Below are 9,507 nucleotides of genomic sequence, written 5' to 3'. Positions count from 1 at the left end.
CCAATGCCTTGGTTTCCATGAAGGACTAGAGCTGTGTCCATCTTGCATCCGGGTTCTACAGCCCGTGCTACAGCGCCTATAAGCCATTTGATCAGAAGCACTTGATGCAAGGGGTTATTGGTTCCGAGATATCGTTTTGCCCATTAGGGTTTCAGCCTAATTCTAGGAGATGTCTATTATATTGTCGAGGGAGACGACAATTAAAACTATGAGGTGTGAAGCGCTTGCAGTTGAAGTATAATTTTAAAAGACGCTTCATGATGCAAACTAATGGAATTAAGCTCATACCAGACAAAAATATTAGAGTGGGTGAAACACGGTCGGGGAAATGCCTGATGTAACGCAGTGGCGGGCAGTAGGAAATCCACCACTTTGAAATATGCGGCCCTGGCGCTGCGCGAAAATGGGGTTCGACCTTGCCAAAGCTCAGTACAGGACAAAAAACTTGAAAAGGATGCAAGGAGAGGGTTTGATAGAAGTTACCACAAAATCAATCAGACCCCCATGCAATACAGTAACTCGATTCGAGAGCAATTACGACCCCATCATCGATCAGAGTCCCTATTATAGTTACCCAACAGCGATTCCTTATTCTTACTCAATATTCGGGATTGTATAAGATCGCAAAGATACCTCTTCAGACCTTTCACAAGAAAGACTACACTAGATCCAGAAATGGGGATCTTGCTATGTCGAACAACAAGCCAACGGTGGAAAACCGCCATTGGACGGAAATTGCTGAATCTGTGTCTATTGTCGCCTCGGTGGTGGGAGCTGGGTTTGCTATGCTTCTGGAAAAAGTGGTTTTTGTCGCCACCCCGATGTCTTTGTCTCTGTTTCTCAATCTAATTAACCGTCAACGTCTGGCTGCACAGTATCAGCAGGATCGACAAACGGATCTGCCGCAACTGCAAGCTACCCTTTCTGAAGAGATTGAATCTTTACGCGCAGTGGTGCTTTCCCTAGGGAGTGAAATCAACCCTCGACAGTGGGAACAAGGGCTGAGTAGAGTTGAAACTAACTTAATGAACCGTTTATCGGTTTTAGAAACCCTAGATTTTAAGAGTATGGAAGAAGAGTTAGCCCAACTTCGCAATCAATCTAATTATGTTCTCGAATCCTTAGCCCAGATTCTACAACGGATCGATCGCCTCCCCACTGAAGAGAGACTACAATCTTTAGAATCCCAGTTAACCGAAATCTCTAGTGAAGTCAAAACCTTTAAGCAAGACGTAGACAGCGATCTAGCCGAACTGCGCGGGCAATATAGCAGACTCCAAGAGCATCTGGATCAAAGTTTTAGTGAATTTCAGGACAGTCTCAGTACCTGGAAAGAAGCCTTACAAACACAAATCGATCGCCTGGATCTGAGCCAATTAAACACTGCATCCAGCCAACTGCAAAGCCTAGAAACTACCTTAGAACGGCTCGGTTGCCAATCAACGGAGTTACTCAACTCCATTGTTCACGTCAACGAACAGTTACAATCCTTACCTGTTCCCCAAACTCCTGGCGATATTCTTCCCCAATTAAGTCAACTGCAAACCCAACTCAACCAAGTTGCAGCAGAAATCGGGCGCTTACCGAGCCAAACTCCAGCCCCAGCAACGGATAGCGAGGCTGCCCTTTCCCAATTGCAAAGTCAACTCAAGCAACAAACTCAACTACTGCTTCAGTTACAAAGCCGTTTAGAGCGATCGCCCGAACCCCCGACAACCGAGACAGAACCCCCAGTTGGTGAAGTCAAAAGCTTTACCGAACGTGCCGAAAAATGGGTCAGTCGGATTAAACAAGGATTTGATGACTTTCAATCTCAGATGGACTTTGAACCCGATCTGAGCCGCGATGATGAATGGGGAGAGGACGACGAGTGGGAAACCCCTGAACCGGTTCAACCGGCAACCCCTCAAGCTCCATCTCCAGTCGTTTCTCCCCCAGAGTCCGTTAAAAGCAAAACAGGTTGGCAATGCGTGAAAACCCTCACCCAATCGAGCGCCCTCACCTGTTTAGCCCTCAGTTCCGATGGCAGTCGCTTAGTCAGTGGCGGCTATCAGGAAATGAATGGGGTGGATTTAAGCACTTACGAAGTCACCCGATTATCCTTAGATACCGAAGATTTATCCGTAAGTTCCGTTGCCCTCAGTCGAGATGGGAAAACTCTAGCGGCAGCAACCGGAGAAATTGAAATTTGGAACTTAACGACGGGGAAACTGCTGCAACAACTCGAATGTGAAGATTGGACAACGGTGGTTGCCATTAGTGCGGATGGTCAAACTCTGGTCAGTGCAGGTTCAGAACCCTTGGAAGAGAAGAGTTCTCTGAGATTTTGGGACTTTGCTCACGGAGAGTTGATCCGCACCAATTATTATGTCGATTATGAGATTGATTCGTTAGGGTTTAGTAGAGATGGGGATGTTTTGGCGATCGCCGGCCGCAACGATCATCGCGGTTTAATCCAAGTTTGGCAAGTGGGAGCCGATACTCCCCAAATGACTCTCGAAGTGACTATGGCTCTCTATAGTGTAGCCCTGACACCAGATGCCCAAATGTTAGCCGGTGGATGTGGCGATCGCACCATTAAACTGTGGAATTGTAGTACGAGGGGGTTAGTGCGAACCTTTTCTGGCCATCAAGGTATTGTCTATGCAGTCGGTCTCAACCCAGATGGACAAGTGCTAGTCAGTGGCAGTCATGACCAGACGATTAAGCTCTGGGAACTAGAGACCGGTGAACAAATCGATACCCTAGTGGGACATCAAGGCCCGGTAACCGCTGTTGCCTTCAGTCCAGATGGGAAAACTTTAATCAGTGGCTCCCAAGACATGAGTGTTAAAATCTGGCAACAAACCGGTTAACGGCAACCGGGATGGCATTTGAGGCGTGTCGTCTCTTCTGCCATCGGGCCGTTTTAATCCAAATCATGAATCCCAGTTAAGCATTGGAGCTTACAGGCGCATTCGCTTGAGCGGTAGAACCATTGCGACCATGAGTATGACCATTGCCATTGCGGGGCATGAGAACTCCATATCCGCCATGGTTGCGCTCATAAATCACATTGATTTCTCCCGTTTGTGCATTTCTGAACATAAAGAAATCATGGCCCACGAGTTGCAACTGTTCAAGGGCTTCTTCCACACTCATCGGAGGCATGGCAAAATACTTGGTTCTGACTACATCTGCGGGCAGTTCCGGAGTACGATTAGCCAGTAAATCACTAATCCCTTCCGTTTCTTCCAGAATTTCAGGGGGTTCAATCTCTGCCTTAGTTTTGTGTTTGTTGTTGTGACGCTTCTCCTTATACTTACGCAGCCGTCGAGCAATCTTATCTGCCACTAAATCAATGCTGGCGTAGAGGTCTTCACTGCTCTCCTCCGACCGAATGACCGTTCCATTGGCATAAATGGTCACTTCAGCCGTCTGCTTGGGGTTTATCCGGGGATTACGAGCTACTGAAAGATTGACATCAATCTCTGTTGTCAGATTCTCAAAATGACTGACAGCCTTTTCGACTTTTTGATGAACATATTCACGAATTGCATCTGTTATTTCAATGTTTTTTCCCTGGATAACAAGCTTCATATAAGCTTCCTCCCATTAAACGAATTTTCTTAGGCTAGCCTTACTCTTAGTGTGAGGCTAAGAGAGACTTCCTATTGGAGTTATACGTTTACACTAGCATTTTGTATTCTGCTGAACACAACCATTAAAAATCTGTTGCATCCCTTGACAATTCTTGATGTTTTAACCGGATATTTTTCTAAACTTATGTTAAAATTAACCCAATTTTTGAGATGAGTAGTGCGAAGGAAGAGGCGATCAGCACTCTAGCAATAGGCAATAGATTATGGCATTAGAGGCGATCGCAGCTCGCTACTGTCAGGTTTGGCAACTGGGATTGCTGCCCTATGAAAAGGCATGGCAATGGCAGCAAGAACGGGTAGCCGAACGGCGAGAGAATCCTAACTTAGATGATGTCTTACTATTGCTCGAACATCCCCCCGTCTATACTCTGGGACGAGGAGCTACCCTAGACTTTCTCAAATTCGATCCGGATCGCCCCCCAGCAGAACTCCATCGCGTCGAACGGGGAGGCGAAGTCACCTATCACTGTCCCGGTCAATTGGTGGGCTATCCAATTTTGAATTTAACCTACTATCAACGGGATCTCCATTGGTATTTGCGGCAATTAGAAACCGTTTTAATTGAGACGCTTCAGGTTTATGGCTTAAGAGCCGATCGCATTCCGGGTTTAACTGGGGTTTGGCTCAATGGGTATAAAGTGGGGGCGATCGGCATTAAAGTCAGTCGTTGGATTACCATGCATGGCTTTTCCCTCAACGTCAATCCCGATCTCGAAGGATTTGAGGCGATCGTTCCTTGTGGAATTGGCGATCGCCCCGTCGGTACTCTAGCGCAATTCGCTCCCCACATTTCCCTCTCTGACATCCGCCAAACCCTCCCAGAGATCTTTGCTCAAGTCTTTGAGGTATCCCTGGTGATGAGATAGGGGGATGGAGGGATAGGGGGATGGGGAGACGCGGAGAAATTACTTCTTGCCTTTTGCCTATTCCCTATTCCCTAAAATGGAATTTCATCTTCTTCCAAGGGTTGAATATTCGCAGGGGGTGGCGCAACCGGAGCTGGGGTGGGTTGAGGACGAGGAGGTGCTAGAGCCGGAGTAGACATAGGAATCACGTTATCCTGGACGCTGGCAGTTGCCCCCACAGTTGCCAAAGGCTGAGTTGCTACGGGTTCCCCATGGACATTATGGATGCGGGAAACGATCAACTCTGCCCGTTTTTCCTTAAATCCTTCTGGGCGATCGAACGTATTCATTCTCAGGCTACCCTGAAGAATCACCCGATCCCCTTGATGATATCCTTGAGCAATTTCCGTCGCTAAGTTTCCCCATCCCACCACCTTCAACGTATGGGGGGGATCTTCTGCCTTCGTTGCCGCGAACTGGACTAACATCTCTGTTACTGCTGTCTCATCTGGCGTATAGCGCAGTTGAGGATCTTGGACAATCTGGGCCATTAAAATGCAACTATTCATTTAACTTGAAGAAAAATTCATCATCAGCACAATTTTAGCGAATATTCCGTTCTTGAGAACCCACGATCATCACACTCAATGTCGAACTATCTGCCTGACTCTCCCATTTTTCCATCTAGCTACCCCCCTATACTCGATTACCGTTTTGGGTTACCCTTTGAGAAGGATGTAAAGATTTATGTCTGCACGGGTTTCAATCTGCAATGAGTAGATATCACTACTTATTGCCAATGCTTTAGAGACTCAAACCCATATTTCTCTAAACGGAAACCCAAACTCAATGATTGAGAATACCTAACTTGGAGAAGAAAGACACCATGGGATACGAACAACCTGCACTACCTTATGCCAAGGATGCTCTAGCGCCCCATATCTCAGCCAATACGCTGGAATTCCATTATGGAAAGCACCATGCGGCTTATGTCAAAAAATATAATGACATGACAGCCGGCACAGAGTATGAAAGCAAATCGATTGAAGAGACGATCAAAGCAACGGCTGGCGATTCATCGAAAGCTGGTATTTTCAATAATGCAGCTCAAGCTTGGAATCATAGCTTCTACTGGAATTGCATGAAACCTGGTGGTGGTGGTGCGCCGACCGGTGCTTTAGCTGATAAGATTAATGCAGATTTTGGTAGTTTTGATAAGTTTAAGGAAGAGTTTAAAACTGCCGGTGGAACGCAATTTGGTAGCGGTTGGGCTTGGTTGGTACTTGACAATGGTACTTTGAAAGTAACCAAAACCCCAAATGCTGAAAATCCCATGACTCAAGGGCAAATTCCTCTGTTAACCATGGACGTTTGGGAACATGCTTATTATCTGGACTATCAAAATAGTCGTCCCAACTATATGACTACTTTCTTAGAAAGTCTGGTTAATTGGGATTTTGTAGCTGAAAATTTAGCTAAAGCTTAGTTTTTGACGAATACCAGTTTTAGGGGTAAACGGCTGTTTGCCCCTACTATTTGGGATTAAATAGATAGCCATAAGCTGACAATCAATAAAGCTAAGAGGATAATCCAAATAAAGTTTTTTTGAAACCACGATCGCCATCGCCAACTCCCTCCTCTATACTGTCCCCTCGATTCAGGAACAAGGGGTTGTTCTTGATTATGGTATAAGGTGCAGTCCTTGGCAGTTGGCCGTTGAGGAAAATCACAGGTATCATCAGTATGATAGATGCAACTGTCGCAAAGATAGCTCTCTCCTTGGGAACGGTGGAGAGGAATACCCGGATGACCATGGGCTTTAAGGATAAACTGACAGTGGGGACAACTGACTGCATCAGAAGCGATCGCCTGTTCACATCGAGGACATTTAACCATAATTCCTATTACCTATATACCCATTACCAGCACATAGCACTATAACCATTCAGATTGAGTCATTAAACAGGCGATCGCCTCTGACATTTCGATTTGTTCAAATTGAGTATAAAACCGACTGACACTTAAAAAGGGATCGGGGGTCGCTAAAATCATCATCCGATCGCACCAGCTTCCTAACTGCTGCTCTAACCCTACGGGAGCAACGGGAGTTGCTACCCAAATTTGAGCAGGACAGCGGGCACGGGTTGCTAAAATCGCTACAGCCATGGTCATCCCCGTGGCCATACCATCATCGACTAAAATGGCGATCGCCCCTTGAGGATGAACCGTAGGACAGTGGGGAGATAAGGTAGCTAACTGTTCTTGGGCCCTTTGCTGGGCAACGGCTTGCCGACTTTGCCACGTTCTGCTTTGGCTTTCTTCTTCAGATAGGGCAGACCATACCACTTGACCGCAGGCTGTGACCGCACCTACAGCTAATTCTTGGTTGTTGGCACTGGTGATTTTTTTAGCTACAATTACACTTAAGGGACAATAGAGAGCCTGAGCAATGGGTTTAGCTATGGGTAATCCCCCTCTGGGAAGAGCATAAACAATTACTATTCCTGAGTGAGTCAAGTTAGCTTGCCACTGCTCAATTTCGGGTTTAATCGCGATCGCCAACTGTTCGCCTGCATCTTGGCGATCGCGGAATGGTAGGATGATGTTGCTCATAGCATAGAAGTTGCCGAAGTGCAATTAGCCACAATCATAAACAATCCAACTCGTTTGGCAAGTCATGACTTAAAAGTCCAAACTCAGAGGAGCGCGGGGGAAGGGGATCACATCCCGAATATTGCCCATTCCCGTCATAAACTGCACCAACCGTTCAAAGCCTAACCCAAAACCAGCATGGGGAACGGTGCCAAAGCGCCGCAAATCTAAATACCACCATAACTCTTCTGGATTAATGCCATGCGATCGCATCCGATTTTCCAGGATATCTAAGCGCTCTTCCCGTTGCGAACCGCCAATAATCTCGCCAATATTGGGCGCAAGGACATCCATCGCCCGAACCGTTTTACCATCATCGCCGACGCGCATATAAAAAGCCTTAATTTCAATGGGATAATCGGTGACAATTACTGGCTTTTTGAATAATTTCTCGGCGAGATAGCGCTCATGTTCCGATTGCAGGTCTAATCCCCACTCTACGGGAAACTCAAACTTATCCGGCGCTTTTTCCAAAAGGGCGATCGCTTCCGTATACGTGACCCGCTCAAACTGATTGTTAATAATATTATCTGCTGTCGCCAACACCGTGTTATCAATCCGTTGGTTAAAAAACTCCATATCCTCCGGGCACTTCTCCAACACCGACTTAAACACGAACTGCAAAAACTGTTCGGCTAAATCCATATTGCCCTCTAGATCGCAAAAGGCCATTTCCGGTTCAATCATCCAAAACTCAGCCAAATGGCGCGAGGTATTCGAGTTCTCCGCCCGAAACGTGGGGCCAAAGGTATACACATTCCCAAAGGCCATGGCCATCACTTCCGCTTCCAATTGTCCGCTCACCGTAAGATAGGCCGGTTTGCCAAAAAAGTCTTGGGAATAGTCCACCCCTTGCTCTTCAGTACGGGGTACATTTTTCAGATCCAAGCTCGTCACTGCCAACAATTCACCCGCGCCTTCACAATCATTCCCGGTGATAATGGGCGTATGCATCCACAAAAAGCCCCGTTGTTGAAAAAACTCATGAACGGCTGCTGCACAGGCATTACGGACGCGGAAAACTGCCCCTAATGTATTGGTTCGCGATCGCCAATGAGCAATCGTTCTTAAAAACTCAAACGAATGGCGCTTCTTCTGCAAAGGATAACTCTCATCCGCTTCCCCATACACCACCACCGTTTCCGCTTTCAACTCTACCCGTTGTCCCTTCGCAGGAGAAGCCACTAAAACCCCCTCCACTTCCACCGATGCGCCAGTACTCAAGGACTTCAGCACCCGATCGTAATCAGGCATTTCCCGATCCAGAACCACTTGCAAAGAAGCTAAACAGGAACCATCATTCACTTCCATAAACGAAAACGCCTTCAGTTCTCGTTTCGTGCGTACCCATCCTTGGATTATCAGGCGATCGTCTGGGTTACCTTGACGCAGAATTTCTGCAATGCGCTTTGTGGCCATAAACTCGTTTACCTTACACTCCTTAATATCTTATCTATCAGTTTATATCTCCATCTAATTCTGCAATAGTGATTACTACAGGGTTCCGCTCACTACCTTTTCCAAATACTTCTAACTTTATCGATGCATACGAGTCAACACTTCGGTAATCTGACGATCTTGGACGACAAATGCTTCAAAAGTACCTCTAGGATTACTGGTAATAAAGGGGAAGGGGCTACGTTTATGCGATCCGACAAAGACATCAATATGATTACCCTTAATGGCACTGCCTACATCTGCGGCAAAGAAATAGCCATCATGGATAATTATCTCTCCATTGGGAAGTTGGATCTGCTGTCCTCGGGCCGCAGGAATATAAATGACAGACCCTAACGGAATCCGTTGGCGATCGACTGCTATAGTCCGATAAGGGACTAAACGATATCCACCAGCCCCATCTCCATGGGAACCACGAGCCAAACCAAAACGGACTCGCCCTGTCTTTTGTAGCGTTGCAGGGGAAAGACTCTTAAAGTAGGCTGAACAATCCATTTGTACCGTCTGCCCTCGACCAGCAAAATTATAAGTGGTTAATCTTCCCCATCGGTCTTGGACTTGAACTGTACCTTGCAGGGCAGCATAGCACCAATCTCGATGGGAAAGATAGGCTAGAGGGCGACCTGATGGATCGAGCAGAGGATAACCATTCGTGATTTCTTGTGCTTGATAAATATGGTAATAGGTAGACCACAAAGACACAGCGCGCCCGGTAGTCGGGTGGACGGAAGGGTTGAGAGTCACCCAATCTGAGCTAGAGAAAGAAGATTGAGCTGCATATCGCTCCGATGAATCGGTAAACTGGGGGCTACTCCAGGCTGGACGCATCAAGTTAGAGGTACAAGCTAAGGTTACAGCTAAAGTCAGAGGGGTCAGTTTACGAATCATATTCATGAGGGATGGACTAGGAC

Annotated in this window: 9 protein-coding genes and 1 pseudogene; 3 read left to right on the top strand and 7 right to left on the bottom strand. The window is 46.7% G+C overall.

Annotation, left to right across the window (positions count from 1 at the left end; genetic code table 11):
* A pseudogene (locus tag J7545_RS23985) lies at positions 1–131 on the bottom strand (VapE domain-containing protein); the annotation flags it as partial.
* 558 nt (positions 132–689) lie between these two features.
* Between J7545_RS23985 and J7545_RS08995 the strand changes: the two are divergent.
* Positions 690–2,855, top strand: coding sequence for a hypothetical protein (locus tag J7545_RS08995; protein ID WP_318701231.1), 2,166 nt, complete (start codon positions 690–692; stop codon positions 2,853–2,855).
* Between the two features lie 76 nt (positions 2,856–2,931).
* Here the strand turns inward: J7545_RS08995 and hpf are convergent, their stop codons facing one another.
* Positions 2,932–3,579: a ribosome hibernation-promoting factor, HPF/YfiA family gene (hpf, locus tag J7545_RS08990; RefSeq protein ID WP_318701230.1), complete on the bottom strand. Its 648-nt coding sequence runs from the start codon at positions 3,577–3,579 to the stop codon at positions 2,932–2,934.
* Positions 3,580–3,844: 265 nt separating this feature from the next.
* On the opposite strand from hpf, the gene lipB reads away from it, so the two are divergent.
* The gene (lipB, locus tag J7545_RS08985; RefSeq protein WP_318701229.1) at positions 3,845–4,507 is read left to right on the top strand and encodes a lipoyl(octanoyl) transferase LipB; all 663 of its coding nucleotides are present in this window, start codon (positions 3,845–3,847) and stop codon (positions 4,505–4,507) included.
* A 71-nt stretch (positions 4,508–4,578) separates the two neighbouring features.
* On the opposite strand, the gene J7545_RS08980 is transcribed toward lipB, so the two are convergent.
* Positions 4,579–5,055 carry a single-stranded DNA-binding protein gene (locus J7545_RS08980; RefSeq protein ID WP_318701227.1) on the bottom strand — a complete coding sequence of 159 codons (477 nt, stop codon included), beginning with the start codon at positions 5,053–5,055 and terminating at the stop codon, positions 4,579–4,581.
* Positions 5,056–5,372: 317 nt separating this feature from the next.
* Here J7545_RS08980 and J7545_RS08975 point away from each other — a divergent pair, with 317 nt between their 5' ends.
* Positions 5,373–5,972, top strand: coding sequence for a superoxide dismutase (locus tag J7545_RS08975; protein WP_318701226.1), 600 nt, complete (start codon positions 5,373–5,375; stop codon positions 5,970–5,972).
* Between the two features lie 56 nt (positions 5,973–6,028).
* On the opposite strand, the gene J7545_RS08970 is transcribed toward J7545_RS08975, so the two are convergent.
* The 4 genes from J7545_RS08970 to J7545_RS08955 form a co-directional block, all read right to left on the bottom strand.
* Positions 6,029–6,382, bottom strand: a complete 354-nt coding sequence (locus J7545_RS08970) for a zinc ribbon domain-containing protein (RefSeq protein ID WP_318701225.1) — start codon at positions 6,380–6,382, stop codon at positions 6,029–6,031.
* Positions 6,383–6,421: 39 nt separating this feature from the next.
* Positions 6,422–7,099: a phosphoribosyltransferase gene (locus tag J7545_RS08965; RefSeq protein WP_318701224.1), complete on the bottom strand. Its 678-nt coding sequence runs from the start codon at positions 7,097–7,099 to the stop codon at positions 6,422–6,424.
* A 69-nt stretch (positions 7,100–7,168) separates the two neighbouring features.
* A complete protein-coding gene (gene asnS, locus J7545_RS08960; RefSeq protein ID WP_318701223.1) occupies positions 7,169–8,557 on the bottom strand; it encodes an asparagine--tRNA ligase in 1,389 nt (462 codons plus the stop codon).
* A 117-nt stretch (positions 8,558–8,674) separates the two neighbouring features.
* On the bottom strand, positions 8,675–9,490 hold the full coding sequence (locus J7545_RS08955; RefSeq protein ID WP_318719472.1) for a 3D domain-containing protein: 816 nt from the start codon (positions 9,488–9,490) through the stop codon (positions 8,675–8,677).
* Positions 9,491–9,507 lie beyond the last annotated feature (17 nt).

It is taken from the genome of Roseofilum sp. SBFL (assembly GCF_017746885.1).
Classification (GTDB): Bacteria; Cyanobacteriota; Cyanobacteriia; order Cyanobacteriales; family Desertifilaceae; genus Roseofilum.
The sequence above is the reverse complement of the archived record's forward strand: the minus strand, read 5'-3'. Positions and strand labels throughout refer to the sequence as shown.

Bases quoted from the DNA above. Each gene is read 5' to 3' on its own strand.
- J7545_RS08995 (WP_318701231.1), top strand. From the start codon at position 690: ATGTCGAACAACAAGCCAACGGTGGAAAACCGCCATTGGACGGAAATT.
- hpf (WP_318701230.1), bottom strand. From the start codon at position 3,579: ATGAAGCTTGTTATCCAGGGAAAAAACATTGAAATAACAGATGCAATT.
- lipB (WP_318701229.1), top strand. From the start codon at position 3,845: ATGGCATTAGAGGCGATCGCAGCTCGCTACTGTCAGGTTTGGCAACTG.
- J7545_RS08980 (WP_318701227.1), bottom strand. From the start codon at position 5,055: ATGAATAGTTGCATTTTAATGGCCCAGATTGTCCAAGATCCTCAACTG.
- J7545_RS08975 (WP_318701226.1), top strand. From the start codon at position 5,373: ATGGGATACGAACAACCTGCACTACCTTATGCCAAGGATGCTCTAGCG.
- J7545_RS08970 (WP_318701225.1), bottom strand. From the start codon at position 6,382: ATGGTTAAATGTCCTCGATGTGAACAGGCGATCGCTTCTGATGCAGTC.
- J7545_RS08965 (WP_318701224.1), bottom strand. From the start codon at position 7,099: ATGAGCAACATCATCCTACCATTCCGCGATCGCCAAGATGCAGGCGAA.
- asnS (WP_318701223.1), bottom strand. From the start codon at position 8,557: ATGGCCACAAAGCGCATTGCAGAAATTCTGCGTCAAGGTAACCCAGAC.
- J7545_RS08955 (WP_318719472.1), bottom strand. From the start codon at position 9,490: ATGAATATGATTCGTAAACTGACCCCTCTGACTTTAGCTGTAACCTTA.